Below are 18,378 nucleotides of genomic sequence, written 5' to 3'. Positions count from 1 at the left end.
GGTTTTGCTGCTGGAGAGGTGGCTGAGTGGTTGAAAGCGGCTCCCTGCTAAGGAGTTACAGGAGGCAACTTCTGTCGAGGGTTCGAATCCCTCCCTCTCCGTTTCAAACAAGTCTCTATTGCTGAGATACTTCACTTTGGGCAGAAGCCTTAAAGCGTCAAAAATTAGGCATTAAGCGCCTTAACTCGTAACGATCGCAAGCTCCTACGAACAGTCATCACCGTCAAAAACTAACAACGAAGAAAAACAAGCTTAACGCCAAAACGGTTCGATTGATCAAGAAGAAGAGCTGCATAGAGAGGATTTCAGCGAAGCAACATTAAAATAAATCCGCAAGGATTGCCATCCAAAATGCTCGAATAGCGTCTTAAAGGCTCAAGCGAATCCAACACTTTCGCTGCCAGAAAGGATTAAAACTCTTGGCAATCAATCACTTAGGGATCTTGCGAAAAGCGGCTAATTCCCTCGCTATCCCTGGCAGCAACTGATTGTCGTTGGCACGTTCAGCTCCCACGCTAAACACAACCAGCAGCTGCGTTGTGCCCTCAGGCTCACTCCACCAAGCAGCATCATGCCTGGCCTGACTCATCCATCCGGCCTTACTCCAAAGCCTGCTGTTCGCCGGTAAACCTTCCCCCAGGAAACCATCCACCTGATTTTCAGGATCAGCGTCCCTCTCAACCTGATCTAATGAGCGCGCGAGCGCTGAGCGCAAGCGATGGCAAGCCGGAGGAGAAAGCAGGCCATCGGTCATCACCGCCTCTAACAATCGAGAGACTGAGGCAGTTGTTAAAGCATTGCGGTTGCTGTTGTTCTCTCCATAAAACCTTTGCTCCCTCCCGTACGGACCATCCCCCCAGGTTTTCTGGCAGCAGTTCACCCGATCAAACTCACCCCAACCAAAGTCCGACAGCCACTCATTCACCAGTTGACGCTGACGCTGCCAGCTCACCCAGGCTTCGCCCTGCAGGTCTGGTCCACTGGAGGTTCCTGTAAGACAGTCCACCACCAATCCAGTGGCATCGTTGCTGGACATACCGATCATGTCGTTCAGGGCACGCCGTAACTCTGCCGTTTCCAGAAGGAAGCCCTTTTGCAGCCAAGCCTCCACAGCGACGGCATAGACCAATTTCACAACGCTCGCTGGATAGAGCGGTTTCTGATCAGCCCAGGCAGCGCCAAATCCGCTCCCCATCGACAGATTGGCTTGGTCGTAGCGCACCCAGTTCACGGCAATCTGCTCGTGCAATCCAGGGCGCCCTTGGTCAGCGAAACGATCAATCAAGCCGACGAGGAAATCCTGCATCGCCGGCTCGGCACGGTAGAACGCCATAGCCCTGGCATCAGTCAATGCAGACCCTAGGCACAGCGCTCACTCCCGAACAGCTGCAGAAAGGAAGCTGTTGGACCCTGAGTGCTGATGTTCAAGGGTATGCGCGCAGTCATGGCAGGGGGTTAGCAACTCAAGCCTGTGCTGGCAGAGGCTTTCGAGTTCTAGACAATCCGACGCCGAGCGCACGTCGCGTCAGAACGGCATTGATTGAGGATGGATATCCCTGTTGGATGGCCATCGATGAGCTCAACAGTCAGACCGTGGCGCGCACCGAATGGAGCCCCCGCCTACTCGATGCAGCGAGCATCCAAGAGCGTCTTCCGTTGGTGCTTCGTTGGCTAAAGGACGCTGCCCAGATCCCCAATACCTACTTATGGGGGGGCACGATCGGCCCTGACCTCGACTGTTCAGGCCTCGTGCAAACCGCCTTTGCCAGCCAAAGCATCTGGTTACCTCGAGATGCTTACCAACAAGAACGGTTTTGCAGCCCCGTAGCGGTCCGCCCCGGGAATGATCAACTGCTGCGCCCTGGTGATTTGTTGTTTTTCGGCACGGCACAGCGCTGCACCCATGTGGCCATTCACCTAAAGCAAGGCCGCTACATGCACAGCTCGGGGCAAGAGCACGGCCGCAACGGGATTGGCATTGACAGCATCCATCCCTGTGACCAAAACCCCGTGGCCTGCCACTACCGAGCCGAACTTCGCGGAGCTGGCAGGGTGACGCGCTGCCATGACGGCTCCACGCTTCCCTGATGAGATCTCTCGATGCCGGATTAAGTTGCTCGCATCGCTACAGATCTGGATGTCTCTGAGCCCAGCAGCACTCTCGAATGCGCCCGCAAACGAGGAGAGCAGTCTCGACGTATCCGTAGTGGTGCCGCTCTACAACGAAGAAGAGAGCCTGCCCGAACTGGTGGAGCAACTTCTCGCATCACTGCGGCCCACCGGGGAGCGCTTCGAGCTGGTTCTCGTCAATGATGGATCGTCTGATCAGACCGCAGCAGTGCTCGAGCAGGTCAGCCAAAAGGTCCCAGAGCTCGTTGGCGTGCTTCTGCGCAAAAACTACGGTCAAACCGCTGCGATGGCAGCGGGTTTTGATGTGGCCCGTGGTCGGGTCATCGTGAGCCTGGATGGGGATCTACAAAATGATCCAGCAGACATCCCCTTGCTCCTGGCGAAGCTGCGTGAGGGTTATGACCTCGTGAGCGGTTGGCGGCATCAACGACAGGATGCAGAACTGCAGCGAAAGTTGCCCTCGCGAATCGCAAACCGACTGATCGGCAGGGTCACAGGCGTGAAACTCCATGACTATGGCTGCTCCCTAAAGGCCTACGACCGGGCCGTTCTCTCTGACATGCGCCTGTATGGAGAGCTTCACCGCTTCCTGCCCGCATTGGCTTTCATCGAAGGCGCACGGATCACTGAAGTGAAAGTGAATCACCGGGCAAGGCAGTACGGCAGCAGCAAGTACGGAATTGATCGCACATTCCGCGTGCTCATGGACCTGCTCACCGTGTGGTTCATGAAGCGATTCCTCACGCGTCCGATGTATGTGTTCGGCTTCGCGGGACTGATTGCAATCGCCTTGAGCGTGATTTCCAGTAGTTACCTGCTGCTGATCAAGCTCCAAGGAGTAGATATTGGCAACCGGCCCCTGCTCACCCTGGCGGTGGTTTTGGGGTTAGCAGGGATTCAATTGTTCTGCTTTGGACTGTTGGCAGAACTGCTCATTCGCACCTATCACGAAAGCCAAGGGCGGCCGATCTACCGCATCCGCGCCACGTTGCGCGGAGGCCGTACGGGTTGAGCTGAAGCCGGCTGATGGCCACCACGGTGCCGTTCAATCGCTGCGGCGGCAGCCTCGACGACACGACTGTCTGAATCATGCAAGCCTCGACACAAGAGTGGAAGAACCGACTGGTGACCCCACTGCCCAGCCAGCTTTATCGCCTGAAGGCGTAGGTCTGGCCCAGCGTCCATCGATCGCCGCAGGGACTGCTGCAACGCAAGCCTTTCAGCAGAGGATGAGGGAAGCTGCCAGGCAATCACGGGATCGTGCTCAGCGGCCCCTTCAAGCGCCGCTACCTGTACCAGCTCCACCTGGGCACGATTGAGGGCTACAACCTCCGAGACATCCGTACTGCGCAGGAATGGTTTCTTGGGTCTTCGCCCCAGGCCATAGAGAATGATGGCCAGAACAATGGTTGCAACACCAGCGAAAAGCTGAGTCATCAGATCAGATGCTTAGGGACAACCCGACAAAGGGTTGGATTGAACTTTTATTTCGCCAGGAAACCCTGGAGGGGGAATGCCCAACATGAAGACTCTAAAATCCTGAGAACAACCCTGGGCTTGATCATGACTGGAGATTTTGCAGCAGCCTGGCTGCCGGTGTTGTTTGTGCCAATGATCGGGATCGTTTTCCCTGCCGTTTTCATCATTCTTGTTGGACGGGCGATTACCGCCGCCGACTGATCCCAATCCAGACACCAGCAATTCGATCTCAGCCATCAAACCCCAATGACTGTCACTCCTGCTGCCGATCCATGCGTCGGCAATCTCGCTACACCAGTAAATAGCGGCTACTTCATCAAGTGGCTGATTAACAATCTTCCTTTTTATCGCCAAGGAATATCCCCAAATTTCAGGGGCATAGAAACAGGCGCAGCCTTTGGATATCTGCTTTATGGGCCCTTCACCATCTGTGGTCCACTACGTAATACCGATTACTCCGCAACTGCTGGACTGCTAGCAGCCATCGGTGCCGTTCACCTCCTGACTCTCCTCTTCCTTCTCTATAACCAGCCAGGGAATCAGCCTCATATCCCCCCTGCCGACGTCACTGTCGACAATCCCCCTGCAGATCTTTTCACCCGCAACGGTTGGTCTGAGTTCACCAGTGGCTTCTGGTTGGGTGGCTGTGGAGGTGCAGTCTTTGCCTGGTTGCTCTGCGACACCCTGCACGTTCAGGAGCTTGTCAAAATAGCTGCCGGTGTCTGGAGCGTGAGCTGAGCCACGAGGTCCCTCACTTAGACAGACCAACACAAAGCCCCTGTTGAGCAAAAAGTCGCTCAACAGGGGCTTTCAACTGCCAGGATCAAATCGCTTTTGCAGCAGGTGCCGCTTTGCGGTCCATCTCCCAACCCTTTCTGCGGCGGCCTGTCCTCACCATTGTCTGCAGCTTGCTCGTCCTGCTGGCAGGACTTGTATCGCTCTCTGGCTTGGGCCTGGAAGATCTACCCCAGTTGGCCCCAACCCAGGTCAACGTGACAGCACGTTTTCCTGCTGCATCTCCTGATGTGGTGGAGCAGAGCGTCACAACTGTGCTGGAGCAACAACTCAACGGGCTCAGCGATCTCGACAGCATTCAATCCACAAGCAGTGAAGGGCAATCAAGAATCAGCCTCCGCTTTAAAAAAGGCAGCCCTCAACTGAACGCGATCAAGGTCCAAAACGAAGTCAATTTGGCGCTGCGCCGATTACCGCAAGCCGTTACTCGCCAGGGGCTCAGCGTGAATCGCTCCTCTGGCGATTTACTGATGATCCTGGGCTTTAGCCATCCACAGGATCTCTACGTTCCCACCTTTCTCCCAGGGTGGCTTGAACAATCGCTCAGAGAATCGCTCAGATCCATTGCCGGCGTTGGAGATATTCGTGTATTCGGAAGCAGCGAGTTGGCCTACCGCCTGTGGATGGATCCTCAAAAATTAGAGCAAGCCAATCTCACAATTACGGATGTGAGCACAGCGCTGGTTGAGCAAAACGTTCTGGCGGCAATCGGCTCTCTAGGCAGCGCACCGGCTCCATCAGGACAACTGCTCAGCCTTCCTGTCGAAGCCGACGGTCGCTTGCGCAGCCAGGACGAAATTGAAAACCTGGTGATCAAACGATTGGCCAATGGGGGACTGATTCGACTCAGAGATGTCGGCCGCGTCAGCCTTGGACAGCGCAGTTATGGAAGGGCTGCGATCAATCTTCAGGGAGAACGTTCCGTTGCTGTAGGGATCTTTCAAAGAGATGGAGTGAACGCCCTTGCTCTCAGTCGAAGCATTCGCCGCAATCTCGCGAAATTCGAATCTGGATTTCCGCCCGGAATCACGATGCAAACCATCGTGGATTCGGCCGACACCATCCAGGACAATCTCGATCGCACCGTTGCGACTCTCCGCGATGCAGTCCTGCTGGTTTTAGTTGTTTTGGTGCTTTTCCTGGGGCGATGGCGATTAGCCATGGTGCCGGGGATCGCCGTACCCATTTCGTTAGTGGGCAGCTTGTTGGTGATCCGGCTCAGCGGTTCAGATATCAACAGTTTGATTCTGTTCGGGCTGATTCTTGCAACAGGCATTGTTGTGGACGATGCCATCGTTGTGAGCGAGGAAATTGCCGATCGCATTGAGAAAGGAGACCCACCCCTAAAAGCAGCTGAAACAGCGATGCAGGAATTGGCCGGAGCAATCGTGGCCACATCCTTGGTTCTTGTGGCGGTGTTCGTTCCTGTTCTGCTCATTCCAGGGTCCATTGGTCGCCTCTATGAACCCATTGCATTGACGATTACGGCTGCCATTGTTTTTTCCACTCTGAACGCCCTGACGTTCACTCCAATGGCATCAGCAAGGGTCCTCACTCCAGGTAATGGCCGCCTACCTGGAGTGATCAAACGACTCAGCGATCGTCTCCGCAAGGCCATGCAGCGCACTGAGGCGCATTACTCACGAACGCTGCGCAAGCTCTTGAATCGACCCAATTGGGTGGGCATCGTTTTAATCATCAGCTTGATGCTCACGGGAGTCGTCCTTAGCACCACGCCGACAGCCTTTATCCCCAATGAAGACCAGGGCCAAATTCGGGGTTATTTCTCCTTGTCGGAAGGCGCCAGCCTGGAACGAAGCATGGCAAGCATGGATGCCATTCGCGCTGTTGTTGAGCAAGAGCCACTGATCCGGTCAGGGAACTTCTATGCAGGGAGTTCGTTCGGGCAAAGCGGGGAAGACAAGGGTTCTTTTTACCTGAGATTGAAGCCTTCAAAGGAGAGGGGCGGTGCAGAGCAGAGCGATCAAGCCATCAAGCGTCGCCTGCAAAAAGCATTGAATCGTTCGATTAGCGATGCCAGAGTTGTGCTGATTACACCGCCAACCGTGCGTGGGTTTAGCGGTGATTCAGCCTTGAATATTGAGCTTCTAGACCGCAGTGGTGGGCAACTGAACCTGGTCCAATTCGAACAGGTCGCCAATGCCTTTATTGCAAGCGCAAAGGAAACGGGCAAATTTGAACGGGTCAGCACCCGTTTCGACTCCAGCGCCCCGAGATGGCGCCTCGTTTTAGACCGCGACCAAATGGCTGCCCTGAATCTCCCCTACAGAGAAACTCTGAATGCGATTGGCATGTCCATCGGCGGACGCTATCTCGATGACACCTACGCCGACGGAGAGATTCGCAGTATCTGGATTCAAATGGAGGGAAGCGACCGCAATCGCCCAGAGGACATCCAATCCCTCATGCTCCGGAACCGTGATGGGGAGCTCGTCAGCGCTGAAAGCGTGGCGCGACTTGAACAAGTTGAAGGCACAGGATCAATTGATCACTACGCCCTCAACCGATCCATCCGTATCAGTGCCGTGCCAAGTCAAGGAACGAGTAGTGGGCAAGCCATCAACATCCTCGAGGCAGCAGGCGAACAAATTGGAGGGGGCAACATCGGGCTTACCTTTACTGGCCTGGCGGAGGAAGAACGGTTGGCGGAAGGTGTCACTTGGGCCTTCTTTGGTTTGAGCGTGGTGGTGGTCTTTTTGTTACTCGCTGGTCTGTATGAGAGCTTTCTCGACCCCCTTGTGATTTTGCTGACAGTGCCTCTGGCACTGCTCGGTGCGCTGATCGGAATCAAACTGCGTGGGCTACCGCTAGACGTTTACGGCCAGATGGGCCTTCTCGTGCTCGTGAGCTTGGCAGCAAAGAATGGAATTCTGATTGTGGAATTTGCCAATCAGAGGCTCCGTGCAGGCCTTCCTCTTCGAGAGGCCATCACCGACGCCGCGGAAGAGCGCATGCGTCCAATTGTTTTGACAGCGATTACCTCATTGGCTGGATTTCTGCCCTTGCTGCTGGCCAGTGGGACAGGCTCAGCAAGTCGCATCAGCATTGGCACCGTTGTCTTTAGCGGCTTACTGGTCTCCACACTGCTCTCTTTATTTGTTGTTCCAGCCGTTTATTTAAGCCTCAAAGGCTGGAGGGAGAGGGCTCAAATTCAGCGCTTACCAGGCAATTGAAAAACCGGTTGAAGCAAAAAAGAGATAGGTTCACACACCAAGCCCATCGCGGCACCCCACGTGGAAGCTGCATGACAACGACCGCTAAGACGATTGGCCAAGACATGGCGGCTGACAATTACCCCAAACGGATCGACTTCAAACTCGCTCCCTTTATGGCCAGTGATGACCGTATCGCCAGCTGGCAGATCCTGAACACCGTGATTCCGATCATCGCGGTGGCAATTGCGATGTCTGCAGTGACAACATCGTTCAACGTCACAGCCATCGTGTTGACACCCTTGCTCTTGGTGTTGATGGTGTTGCTGCTCAGTCGCAGCTTCTCCCTGATGCATGACTGCGGACATCAAAGTCTGTTCAGTTCCAAGCGCTCGAATCGAATTGCTGCCTTCGGGTTGAGTTTGATTCACGGCATGCCACAACATCCCTGGTCACGAGGACACGCCTTCCATCACAAACACAATGGAAATTGGGACCGCTATCGCGGACCATCCGCTCTGATCACACGCGAGCAATACGAAGCGCGATCTCCACGTTCGCAATGGCTCTATCGCATCTTGCGCCATCCATTGCTGCTGTTCCCGGGTGGATTCTTTTATCTGATCATCAAGCCAAGACTTGCCTTACTTTTAAGCTTCTTTGAATTCATTGGTCATTCCATAAAAAGTGCCATAAAGATGGTGAAGACCGGTTCCTGGATATCACCCAAAAAAGTTTGCTTGAATTACAAATCTAGCTTCTTTTACACCAGTGGAGAATGTATAGACATGATCGCCAATACAGTAGCCGTAGGAATTTTATGGTGGTGGGTTGGGAGCTCTATTGGCTACGCACACTTCTGGATTCTTTATGCCTTGGTGATGAGCTGCAGTGCAGCTGTGATGATTGCCGTCTTTTTCATCCAACATAATTTCCCTGAATCCTATACAAGCAATGAAGACAATTGGAGTTATTTCCGAGGTGCTTTATCTGGATCCTCCTTCCTTCAAATGCCCGCAGTCTTGAATTGGTTTACAGCCGATATCGCTTATCACCATATTCATCATCTTTCCGAACGCATTCCAAACTATCGACTAAAAGAATGTCATGAAACAAATATTCACCTAGTAGATAACGTTCACAGGCTTTATTTGTCTCAGGTTGGCGATTGCTTCTCTCTCATCCTTTGGGATAGAAAACGCCTCGAGCTGGTTTCACCCTTCGCCTGAGCCAACCTCTAATTCCATGCAGTGCTGTTGTGCAGCCGGCTTAAGGCAGGCTTCCAAGAAAGACAAAACCCATACAATCCAAACTTCATTGATCGATAGGGTATGCGTCTCGTTGAGGCCGGCTCCTTGATATCTCCCACATTGCATCAGGCCTCATCAGAGCAAGTCCGTTTTTTTGATTACCGCGCCGCTGCAAACCCTCAACAAAATGGCCTGATTGCATCAGTTCCCTATTGCTCGTTTTCGCCAGATTTTTTCGATCAAACCGGATCTGATGTTCTTCCTTTAGATCTGAGTGAACAGATGGGCTGCTCTGGCCCAGCCACCGGTCCCTCCCTTTGCGCCAATTTTGTGCGCCTCGACCGTGGCGAGCAACGCACCAGTGCTGTTGCGACAAGTCAGCTGTTTTTCATCACGAATGGAGAAGGAGAGACGCAAGCCTGTGGGCAAACGTTCCAGTGGTCGAAAGGAGACATATTGGTGCTGCCTGCCGGTGGCGACGCGATTCACACCACCAACAAAAAAGCAGGTCTGTATTGGGTGCATGATGCACCGCTCCTCCGTTACCTCGGAGTCGAGCCAGCTCAAGCTCGCTTTGAGCCAAGCTTCTACAGCCATCGAGACAGCAAACGACATCTAGAAGCGATTGCGAACAGCCCCAACGGTGCTCGCGCCAACCGAGTCAGCGTTTTGTTGGGCAACAGCAAGTTCCCACAAACGCGCACGATCACCCATACGCTCTGGGCCATGCTCGGGATCTTGCCTGCTGGCCAGATCCAGCGCCCCCACCGCCACCAATCGATCGCGCTTGATTTCGCTGTTGATTGCCAACCCGGCTGCTACACCATGATCGGCACAAAGCTCGATGCCAACGGGATGATTGTTAATGGGCATCGCGAAGATTGGGCCCCGGGAGCGGCCTTCGTGACACCACCTGGCTATTGGCATTCTCACCACAACGAGTCGGGAGCTGATGCCTACGTGCTGCCGATCCAAGATGCCGGTCTACACACCTATCTGCGCACGCTGGACATCGCCTTTAGCGGCGGCAATTAAACAAAAACGCCCCAACAGCAGCAGAGATCAGTAGGAAACAATGCACAAAGCCAAGACTGTTGTTGGGCTTGATGGTTTTTCTGATGTTCTGGCAGCAGGATGATCGATTCACATAAAAAACCCGCCCGGATGACCGGACGGGTAAATCACTGAGAAACGGCTCGTTAATCAGGCAGAGGTTTGGACTGAATCAGCCAAATTTGCCCGATGTGGATGCAATCAGGAAGGCTCCGTACGTGAGCACGTAACCAACCGTGAAGTGAGCAAGACCAACAACACGTGCCTGAACGATGGAGAGAGCCACCGGCTTATCACGCCAGCCCATCATGTTGGCGATAGGACTGCGCTCATGAGCCCAAACGATGGTCTCAATGAGCTCCTGCCAGTAACCGCGCCAGGAGATCAGGAACATGAATCCTGTCGCCCAAACCAGGTGACCGAACAAGAACATCCAAGACCAAACAGCCAGGTTGTTGCTGCCAAATGGGTTGTAGCCATTGATCAGCTGTGAACTGTTCAGCCAGAGGTAGTCGCGGAACCAGCCCATGAGATAGGTGCTGGACTCGTTGAACTGAGCCACATTGCCCTGCCAAATCGCAAGGTGCTTCCAATGCCAGTAGAAGGTGACCCAACCCACTGTGTTCAGAGCCCAGAAGACAGCTAGATAGAAAGCGTCCCAGGCAGAGATGTCACAGGTACCGCCACGGCCAGGGCCGTCGCAGGGGAAGGAGTAACCGAAGTCCTTCTTGTCAGGCATCAACTTGGATCCACGTGCATCCAGAGCACCCTTCACAAGGATCAGGGTGGTGGTGTGGAGACCTAGAGCGATGGCGTGGTGAACAAGGAAGTCACCAGGGCCAATCGGCAGGAACAAGTCATTGCTTCCACGAACACCGTTGATGGCATCCATCCAACCGCCCATGTAGGCAGCGTTGGCATTGGCAGCAGCACCACCAGCGTTCGCTAGGAGAACATCGAAGCCGTAAATCGCTTTACCGGAAGCAGCCTGGACGAACTGTGCAAAGACAGGCTCAACCAAGATCTGCTTCTCAGGGGTTCCAAAGGCCACAACCACGTCGTTATGGACGTAGAGGCCGAGGGTGTGGAAGCCCAGGAAAAGGGAGACCCAGCTCAGGTGACTGATGATGGCTTCTTTGTGCTCGAGCATCCGAGCCAGGACGTTGTCCTTGTTGGCTTCGGGGTCGTAGTCGCGAATAAAGAAGATCGCACCGTGAGCAAAGGCACCACACATCAAGGCGATGGCGATGTACTGGTGGTGGGTGTAGAGCGCAGCCTGAGTTGTGTAGTCCTTCGCGATGAAGGCATACGACGGCATTGCATACATGTGCTGTGCCACCAGGCTGGTGATCACGCCCAAAGAGGCTAGAGCAAGACCAAGCTGGAAGTGCAGGCTGTTGTTGATGGTGTCGTAGAGACCTTTGTGGCCAGCGCCCAGGTTTCCGGGTGTCCCGGTTGGTGGGTTGTGCGCTTCAAGGATCTCGCGGATCGAGTGACCGATACCGAAGTTCGTCCGATACATGTGGCCGGCGATCACGAAGATCACGCCAATGGCCAAATGATGGTGGGCGATGTCTGTAAGCCAGAGGGCTTCGGTCTGAGGGTGGAAGCCACCGAGGAATGTCAGGATCGCAGTGCCTGATCCTTCAGCGGAACCAAAAATCTGACCTGTGGTGTCAGGATTTTGGGCATACACGCCCCAATTACCGGTGAAGAATGGACCCAGACCAGCTGGGTGAGGCATCACGCTAAGGAAGTTGTCCCAACCAACGTGCTGACCACGGGACTCAGGAATCGCCACGTGAACCAGGTGACCGGTCCAAGCGATTGAGCTGAATCCAAACAGGACTGCAAGGTGATGGTTCAGGCGGGATTCCGCGTTTTTGAACCAAGCAAGGGAAGGACGGAACTTGGGCTGCAAATGCAGCCAACCAGCGAACAGAGCCCAAGCCGACAGGATCATCATGAAGATGGAACCCTGATACAGCTCGGCATTCGTGGTCATGCCGATGGTGTAAAACCAGTGATAAAGGCCTGAGTAGGCAATATTCACTGGGGAGGATGCACCCGCTTGAGTGAAGGCATCAATAGCGCCTTGACCAAAGTGGGGATCCCAAATTGCATGAGCGATTGGGCGCACGTTCAGTGGGTCGGAGACCCACTGCTCGAAGTTGCCCTGCCAGGCGATATGGAACAGGTTTCCCGAAACCCAAAGGCCGATGATCGCGAGATGCCCGAAATGGGTGGAGAAGAGCTTTTGGTAAAGCTTCTCCTCCGTCATTCCGTCATGGCTCTCGAAGTCGTGAGCCGTGGCGATCCCGTACCAGATGCGGCGGGTTGTCGGGTCCTGTGCCAGACCCTGGCTAAACGAAGGAAATTTCGTTGCCATTAGAGGGAAAGGTCAGTGAGGTCAGCCGACCACAAGGATGTGGGCGTGGAAGAAGGCCCATGTGGTCGCGATGCCGCCCAAGAGGTAATGAGCGACACCCACGGCACGGCCCTGGGTGATGGACAGTGCACGGGGCTGGATGGCAGGTGCCACCTTCAGCTTGTTGTGAGCCCAAACGATGGACTCAATCAGTTCCTGCCAATAGCCGCGGCCACTGAACAAGAACATCAAGCTGAAGGCCCAGACAAAGTGAGCACCAAGGAACATCAGGCCATAGGCACTGGTGCTCGAGCCGTAGCTGTTGACCACCTGCGCGGCCTGGGCCCACAGGTAGTCACGCAGCCAGCCATTAATGGTGATTGCACTGTTGGCGAAATTGCCATTCGTGATGTGTTGGACACTGCCATCAGCATTCACGGTTCCCCAAACATCGCTTTGCATCTTCCAGCTGAAGTGGAAAATCACGATGGACAGGGAGTTGTACATCCAGAAAAGGCCTAGGAACACATGGTCCCAAGCAGACACCTGACAGGTGCCACCTCGGCCGGGTCCGTCACAAGGGAAGCGGAAGCCCAGGTTTGCTTTATCTGGAACAAGGCGGGAGCTACGGGCATAGAGCACACCTTTGAGAAGGATCAACACAGTCACGTGAATCGTGAATGCGTGGATGTGGTGCACCATGAAGTCAGCGGTCCCCAGAGGAATCGCTGCTGCAGCAACCTTGCCACCAACGGCAATTGTGGAGCCGTTGAACACCTCACTCACACCAGCTAGTGCGTTTGGAGCGGTGCTGCCTGCGGCTCCTGCATGGATGCCCTGAATCCACTGCGCAAAGACCGGCTGAATCGAAATCGCCGAGTCGCTGAACATGTCTTGAGGACGACCCAGAGCACGCATCGTGTCGTTATGGACATAGAGGCCGAAGCTATGGGCTCCAAGCCAAATGCATACCCAATTCAGGTGGCTGATGATGGCATCGCGAGCTTTGAGCACACGATCCAGCACGTTATCCACATGCTTGGCAGGGTCGTAATCGCGAATCATGGCGATTGCTGCGTGAGCAGCAGCGCCAACGATTAGGAAGCCACCGATCCACATGTGGTGGGTGAACAGTCCGATCTGAGTCGGATAGTCAATCGCCATATATGGATACGGAGGCATCGCATACATGTGCTGGGCCACGATGATGCTCACCGAACCCCCCATCGCGAGATTCACGGCCAGCTGAGCATGCCAGCTGTTGGTCATGAATTCGAATAGGCCGTCATGCCCCTTGCTTGCAGGGAACAGGAGGGGATCACCCTTCTGACCTTCAAGGATTTCCTTGATGGAATGACCAATACCCCAGTTCGTGCGGTACATGTGACCAGCCACGATGAACATCACCGCGATGGCTAGGTGGTGATGAGCGATGTCGCTCATCCACATGCTTCCTGTTACTGGGTTGAGACCGCCTTTAAAGGTCAGGAAGTCGCTGTATGCAGCCCAGTCTCCTGAGAAGAAGGCACCAATACCAGCGCCAAATCCTGGATAGAGCTGCGCGATCAAATCCTGATTGAAGAATTCGTGGGGCAGTGGAATATCCGCCACAGAAGCAATGGTTTTGCCATTGAGCACCAGCGGCTGGCCGGCGTCGATGGCATCCATCAACTTGGTTGTGGGCAGAGACACATGCAGAAGGTGTCCGGTCCAGGAGAGAGATCCAAGCCCGAACAGTCCAGCCAAGTGGTGGTTGAGCATCGACTCAACATTCTGAAACCACTCGAGCTTGGGAGCTGCCTTGTGATAATGAAAAACGCCTGCATTAAGCATCAGGCCGGCCATCACCAGAGCGCCGATGGCAAGAGACATCAGTTGGGTCTCATTGGTGATGCCCCAGGCCCGCCACATGTGGAAAAGGCCAGAGGTGATCTGGATGCCTTGGAATCCGGCACCCATGTCGCCATTGAGAATCTCCTGGCCAAACACGGGCCACACCACCTGAGCACTGGGCTTCACGTGGGTTGGATCGGCAAGCCAGCCGGAGAAGTTGGAGAAGCGGGCTCCGTGGAAGAAGGCGCCGCTAAGCCAGATGAAGATCACGGCCAAATGGCCGAAGTGAGCACTAAAGATCTTCCGAGAAACCTCTTCAAGGTCACTCGTGTGGCTATCGAAATCGTGAGCGTTGGCGTGGAGGTTCCAGACCCAGGTTGTGGTCTTGGGGCCTTTCGCGAGAGCTCGGTCGAAATGTCCGGGTTTACCGAACAATTCAAAGGTTGCTGGATTGTCAACCTTTTCGACTTGGCTCTTCGCGGTGCTCCCACGCTCTGGTGGGCTGATGGTCATCGAGTCGTTCCTCGAGGGACGGGATCGAGGTGGTGGGCCACCCCTCCGGTGAACCGGACAGTTCACCGGGGCCCCGGCCATAGCCCGAAGGCTGAGCCGGGCGCCAGTTCAAGCCAGGAAAACCCTGGCCATCACTGGTGCTTTGGGCCCCAAAGAGGGGACCGCTGGTTCGAGCATAGAGTCGCGAGAGGGCCTAAAGCACTCGTGAGTTACAAAGGTTCAATCCGGCAGTGAGCCAGTCAGTAACTGGGGTCTGGTTTGCAGGTGGGATCAGCGAGAACATCCCAATCAAGATAAAAAACTATCAACAACCCACTTTATTTCTTTTGTTAATTCATACTCAGGCTGTGCCCTGGACCTAAGAAGTGGTGCCATTCAGAATGGCGGCACACCCTCCCCGCTCTATGGATAAATCGGGCCGGCGACACGCAAACATCCGATGGTTCGCAGCACTCTTCGCACTGATCCTTCTATTTGGCATGGGGCAACCCGTGCTGGCCATTCCGCCGCTGCCTTGGGCCAATCAAGCCAACTCCGGGTCCGTTCCTAATCAAGGTACGAATCTCCCTACCCAAAACCCTTCAGGCCGTCTTCGAGAAGTGGAGCCACCTGGTGCGGTTCAGCAACTTCATCAGGCCTTAGCCAAGCATCATCCCCAGCTCTCGCTGATCAGCCCCTTGGATGGGAGCCAGCTCCTAGGCGGCCCACGCAATCTGGAATTGAAGATCGAGGATTGGCCCGTCGTGAACGACATCGAACTCGGGCTCGGAGCTCACGTCGCAATTCAAATTGATGGGGAAACACCCATCCGTCTAAGTGAACGAAATGGAAACCGCTTAACCCTTGAGCTCCCCCCCTTGAGTCCAGGGAGCCACAGGTTTACGGCCTATGCGGCCTATCCCTGGGGAGAAGCCGTTAAAACTCCTGGTGCCAGCTTGCATTGGTCTTTAGATCAGCTTCGGCCCCTGATGGGTTCGCAGCCAAAAAGCGATGCCCCTTGGCTGGCAGTGGTGAGTCCGGCTGAACTTGGGAGTGATAGTCCTTTGCTGCTCGATTGGTTGGTGTGGAACGCTCCGCTTCAAAACCTCAAAGCTGGAGATGCTCGCTGGCGCCTACGCATCAGCGTTAACGAGGACAGCTTTGTGGTGGACCAGCAGGATGCCCTGTGGCTGCAGGGAATCGACAACCAAAAGGGGATTAACACCGTTCAAATGGAGTTGCTGAATGGGATCGGTGAATCGCTCGAGCCAATGTTCAACAACCAATTAAGAGCGGTCCCTGAGCGGCAGAACCCAAAACCGATCTGGTTGCGATCCAGCCTTAATGAGACGGAACTCGCCCGTTTGCTCGGTGAAACCAAGACTGAAGCTCCGAGCACAACCCAAGAGTTCATTCCTAAAGACAACATCCTTGATGCGCCAGGCGCCAAGACCGCGGCTCCAAAGGAACAAGCCTTGAAGGATGAGGCCTTAGCAGCAAAGGCTGGTGATGAAGGGGCTGGGGATGAAAAGGCTCTGGGCAGGGAAGCTGTGGGAGAAGAGCTCGCTGAGCCCGAAGCCTTGGAAACAAGTGCAACCAGGAAGACTTCATTGCCTGAAGAAGCATTGCCAGAAACAGCATTACCAGAAACAGCATTACCAGAAACAGCCATGCCAGAGATGGGAGTTGATTTAGAGGAGGGACCCATTTCAAAAGCCGGGACTGCTTCGGAAGCCTCGCCTGAACCCAGCAAGCCCGGCGCCCCGGGCCCCCAGTCCCCATCAAGGGCGCCGATCATCAGCATCGAACCAGAAAGAATTTCTCCAACCAGCACCCTGGGAGGATCAGCCCGGGAGCTATTGAACCCCGATGGCACCCAGCGTTGACCTCCGAAACTCCTGTCCTGAACGACTCCTCTCCTCCGACCGCTCCCCCGCGATTGGCCCTAGGGCTGTCCTCAAGGGCCTGGCCTTTATTGCAAAGACTTCAGCAATCTGGCCTCACTGATCAACTGGCGCTCACTCCCGGTGCAGCCGCCGCCATTGCTGCCCCAGACGGCGCGTTTCTGGTGAACTCAGCTGCGGTGTTGATCCAGCAGCACTGGCAAGAGGGGGGAGTGCTGATGGTGATCGGAGCCACAGGTGCCGTAACCCGTTTGATTGCTCCACTCTTGACCGACAAAGGAAGCGACCCTGCAGTCCTGGTGCTCGATGCAGAGGGGCAAAGAGTGATCCCATTGCTTGGCGGTCACCAAGCTGGTGCAGAACAATTGAGCCGGGAGGTGGCCGCCGCGCTTGGAGGGGAAGCGGTTCTGAGCGGAGACAGTGCTGTTTCGGGCCGTCTTGCAACCGATGCGTTCGGACATGCTTGGGGATGGAAACGCGGTGGAACAAGCACCAACTGGACCCAACTGATGAAGGTCCAGGCGCGGGGAGAGGCGGTCCGTCTCATCCAAACGATGGGGAGCAAGCTGTGGCAAAGCAGTTCGGCGGCTCAAACCAGCCAGCTTCTAGGCCTTGATGCAGAGACAGAAAGTGCTTGCTCAGGCAATGCCAAGGCCGAACCTGCAATACCAACACTGGAGATCAGCACATCCATAGCCCATGCGGGGGCCTGCACATGGCACCCAGCACTGCTTTGGCTTGGAATTGGCTGCGAACGCGACACAAGCTTGAACCTTGTCCAGCGCGCCGTAACCATCGCCCTCGAGGAAGCGGGCCTCGCAGAGGACGCCGTTGCAGGGATCAGCAGCATCGATCGCAAGGGCGATGAACGGGCGCTCCAAGACCTCGCACAGCTTCACCATTGGCCCTTCCGCTTGCACACAGCAACAGCATTAGATGGTGTACGGGTGCCAACCCCATCCAAGGTGGTAGCGGCAGAAATGGGAACCGGATCAGTGGCAGAAGCCGCTGCATTACTGAGCGCCGGAGCCAACGGACAGCTCAAGCTGCACAAACGGATCACCCACGCAAACGACGATGAACAGGGCGCTGTCACCGTGGCGATTGCCGAGAGCATGGAAGCTCATTCACCTCAACAGGGCGAACTCCATCTCATCGGCAGTGGTCCAGGTGATCTAGCCCTGCTCACTCCAGAAGCCCGCAGTGCCCTAGAGCGATGTCCTGCCTGGGTGGGATACGGCCTTTACCTCGACTTACTGGAACCGCTGCGCCGTCCGGATCAGATCCGGCTAGATGGGCAACTCACGATGGAAAGGGACCGCTGCCAGCAAGCTCTGAGTCTTGCTCGCCAAGGCATTCGCGTGGCGTTGGTGTCATCTGGCGACAGCGGGATTTATGGGATGGCAGGGCTCGCGCTTGAGCTCTGGTTGGACCTACCAGAAGACGAACGACCTCGCTTTGACGTGCATCCAGGAATCTCCGCACTTCAGCTTGCAGCTGCAAAAGCTGGTGCACCGCTGATGCATGACTTCTGCACTGTGAGTCTGAGCGATCGCCTCACCCCATGGGAGGTGATTGAACGACGACTAGAAGGAGCGGCCAAGGGCGATTTCGTCGTTGCTCTCTACAACCCCCGCTCCAAAGGACGTGATTGGCAGCTGCAACGTGCCAAGGACATCCTGCTCACTCAACGCCCTGACTCCACACCTGTTGTGATGGCAAGACAGTTAGGTCGGCAAGAGGAACAAGTGTCGTTCTGCCGGCTCGATAGCTTGCCCGTCGACACTGTTGACATGCTGACTGTTCTGGTTATCGGCAACAGCAGCAGCAGACTGGACGGGGACCGAATGGTGACTCCGCGCGGCTATCCAGGTGCAGAACTCAGTTGAGCGCAACTCATA

13 protein-coding genes and 1 tRNA gene are annotated in these 18,378 nt (G+C 55.2%); 10 read left to right on the top strand and 4 right to left on the bottom strand.

The window, feature by feature from the left end; all coding sequences use genetic code 11:
* The first annotated feature begins 12 nt into the window (after positions 1–12).
* Positions 13–101: transfer RNA gene (locus tag SynPROS91_RS01970), tRNA-Ser, on the top strand.
* 329 nt (positions 102–430) lie between these two features.
* On the opposite strand, the gene SynPROS91_RS01965 is transcribed toward SynPROS91_RS01970, so the two are convergent.
* A complete protein-coding gene (locus SynPROS91_RS01965; RefSeq protein WP_186517977.1) occupies positions 431–1,333 on the bottom strand; it encodes a serine hydrolase in 903 nt (300 codons plus the stop codon).
* A 17-nt stretch (positions 1,334–1,350) separates the two neighbouring features.
* On the opposite strand from SynPROS91_RS01965, the gene SynPROS91_RS01960 reads away from it, so the two are divergent.
* Both SynPROS91_RS01960 and SynPROS91_RS01955 read left to right on the top strand, forming a co-directional pair.
* Positions 1,351–2,088, top strand: coding sequence for a C40 family peptidase (locus tag SynPROS91_RS01960; protein ID WP_186517975.1), 738 nt, complete (start codon positions 1,351–1,353; stop codon positions 2,086–2,088).
* A gap of 49 nt (positions 2,089–2,137) precedes the next feature.
* A complete protein-coding gene (locus tag SynPROS91_RS01955) occupies positions 2,138–3,142 on the top strand; it encodes a glycosyltransferase family 2 protein (protein ID WP_186519312.1) in 1,005 nt (334 codons plus the stop codon).
* On the opposite strand, the gene SynPROS91_RS01950 is transcribed toward SynPROS91_RS01955, so the two are convergent.
* The gene (locus tag SynPROS91_RS01950; protein ID WP_186517974.1) at positions 3,100–3,567 is read right to left on the bottom strand and encodes a HEAT repeat domain-containing protein; all 468 of its coding nucleotides are present in this window, start codon (positions 3,565–3,567) and stop codon (positions 3,100–3,102) included. The two genes, SynPROS91_RS01955 and SynPROS91_RS01950, sit on opposite strands and share 43 nt — an antisense overlap.
* Before the next feature lie 126 nt (positions 3,568–3,693).
* On the opposite strand from SynPROS91_RS01950, the gene SynPROS91_RS01945 reads away from it, so the two are divergent.
* The 5 genes from SynPROS91_RS01945 to SynPROS91_RS01925 all read left to right on the top strand — a co-directional run bounded on the left by SynPROS91_RS01945 (position 3,694) and on the right by SynPROS91_RS01925 (position 9,862).
* The gene (locus tag SynPROS91_RS01945; protein ID WP_011618369.1) at positions 3,694–3,810 is read left to right on the top strand and encodes a photosystem I reaction center subunit VIII; all 117 of its coding nucleotides are present in this window, start codon (positions 3,694–3,696) and stop codon (positions 3,808–3,810) included.
* A 45-nt stretch (positions 3,811–3,855) separates the two neighbouring features.
* On the top strand, positions 3,856–4,347 hold the full coding sequence (locus SynPROS91_RS01940) for a photosystem I reaction center protein subunit XI (protein WP_186517972.1): 492 nt from the start codon (positions 3,856–3,858) through the stop codon (positions 4,345–4,347).
* A gap of 113 nt (positions 4,348–4,460) precedes the next feature.
* The gene (locus tag SynPROS91_RS01935) at positions 4,461–7,598 is read left to right on the top strand and encodes an efflux RND transporter permease subunit (RefSeq protein WP_186517970.1); all 3,138 of its coding nucleotides are present in this window, start codon (positions 4,461–4,463) and stop codon (positions 7,596–7,598) included.
* Between the two features lie 104 nt (positions 7,599–7,702).
* Positions 7,703–8,806 carry a fatty acid desaturase gene (locus tag SynPROS91_RS01930; protein ID WP_255439863.1) on the top strand — a complete coding sequence of 368 codons (1,104 nt, stop codon included), beginning with the start codon at positions 7,703–7,705 and terminating at the stop codon, positions 8,804–8,806.
* Between the two features lie 102 nt (positions 8,807–8,908).
* Positions 8,909–9,862 carry a cupin gene (locus SynPROS91_RS01925; RefSeq protein ID WP_186517968.1) on the top strand — a complete coding sequence of 318 codons (954 nt, stop codon included), beginning with the start codon at positions 8,909–8,911 and terminating at the stop codon, positions 9,860–9,862.
* A 190-nt stretch (positions 9,863–10,052) separates the two neighbouring features.
* On the opposite strand, the gene psaB is transcribed toward SynPROS91_RS01925, so the two are convergent.
* Together psaB and psaA are read right to left on the bottom strand one after the other, a co-directional pair.
* Complete coding sequence (psaB, locus tag SynPROS91_RS01920; RefSeq protein ID WP_186517966.1) at positions 10,053–12,269, bottom strand: photosystem I core protein PsaB; 2,217 nt, start codon at positions 12,267–12,269, stop codon at positions 10,053–10,055.
* Between the two features lie 21 nt (positions 12,270–12,290).
* A complete protein-coding gene (gene psaA / locus SynPROS91_RS01915) occupies positions 12,291–14,594 on the bottom strand; it encodes a photosystem I core protein PsaA (protein ID WP_186517964.1) in 2,304 nt (767 codons plus the stop codon).
* Positions 14,595–14,998: 404 nt separating this feature from the next.
* Here psaA and SynPROS91_RS01910 point away from each other — a divergent pair, with 404 nt between their 5' ends.
* Both SynPROS91_RS01910 and cobJ read left to right on the top strand, forming a co-directional pair.
* On the top strand, positions 14,999–16,459 hold the full coding sequence (locus tag SynPROS91_RS01910; protein ID WP_186517962.1) for a hypothetical protein: 1,461 nt from the start codon (positions 14,999–15,001) through the stop codon (positions 16,457–16,459).
* On the top strand, positions 16,456–18,366 hold the full coding sequence (gene cobJ / locus SynPROS91_RS01905; RefSeq protein WP_186517960.1) for a precorrin-3B C(17)-methyltransferase: 1,911 nt from the start codon (positions 16,456–16,458) through the stop codon (positions 18,364–18,366). The genes SynPROS91_RS01910 and cobJ overlap by 4 nt, the downstream gene beginning before the upstream one ends.
* Positions 18,367–18,378 lie beyond the last annotated feature (12 nt).

Source organism: Synechococcus sp. PROS-9-1, assembly GCF_014279775.1.
GTDB lineage: Bacteria > Cyanobacteriota > Cyanobacteriia > PCC-6307 > Cyanobiaceae > Synechococcus_C.
The sequence above is the reverse complement of the archived record's forward strand: the minus strand, read 5'-3'. Positions and strand labels throughout refer to the sequence as shown.

Excerpts from the sequence above, each read along its gene's own strand:
- SynPROS91_RS01960 (WP_186517975.1), top strand. The coding sequence starts at position 1,351 with ATGCAGACCCTAGGCACAGCGCTCACTCCCGAACAGCTGCAGAAAGGA.
- SynPROS91_RS01955 (WP_186519312.1), top strand. The coding sequence starts at position 2,138 with ATGTCTCTGAGCCCAGCAGCACTCTCGAATGCGCCCGCAAACGAGGAG.
- SynPROS91_RS01940 (WP_186517972.1), top strand. The coding sequence starts at position 3,856 with ATGACTGTCACTCCTGCTGCCGATCCATGCGTCGGCAATCTCGCTACA.
- SynPROS91_RS01965 (WP_186517977.1), bottom strand. The coding sequence starts at position 1,333 with ATGGCGTTCTACCGTGCCGAGCCGGCGATGCAGGATTTCCTCGTCGGC.
- SynPROS91_RS01930 (WP_255439863.1), top strand. The coding sequence starts at position 7,703 with ATGGCGGCTGACAATTACCCCAAACGGATCGACTTCAAACTCGCTCCC.
- SynPROS91_RS01950 (WP_186517974.1), bottom strand. The coding sequence starts at position 3,567 with ATGACTCAGCTTTTCGCTGGTGTTGCAACCATTGTTCTGGCCATCATT.
- SynPROS91_RS01925 (WP_186517968.1), top strand. The coding sequence starts at position 8,909 with ATGCGTCTCGTTGAGGCCGGCTCCTTGATATCTCCCACATTGCATCAG.
- psaA (WP_186517964.1), bottom strand. The coding sequence starts at position 14,594 with ATGACCATCAGCCCACCAGAGCGTGGGAGCACCGCGAAGAGCCAAGTC.
- SynPROS91_RS01910 (WP_186517962.1), top strand. The coding sequence starts at position 14,999 with ATGGATAAATCGGGCCGGCGACACGCAAACATCCGATGGTTCGCAGCA.
- SynPROS91_RS01945 (WP_011618369.1), top strand. The coding sequence starts at position 3,694 with ATGACTGGAGATTTTGCAGCAGCCTGGCTGCCGGTGTTGTTTGTGCCA.
- psaB (WP_186517966.1), bottom strand. The coding sequence starts at position 12,269 with ATGGCAACGAAATTTCCTTCGTTTAGCCAGGGTCTGGCACAGGACCCG.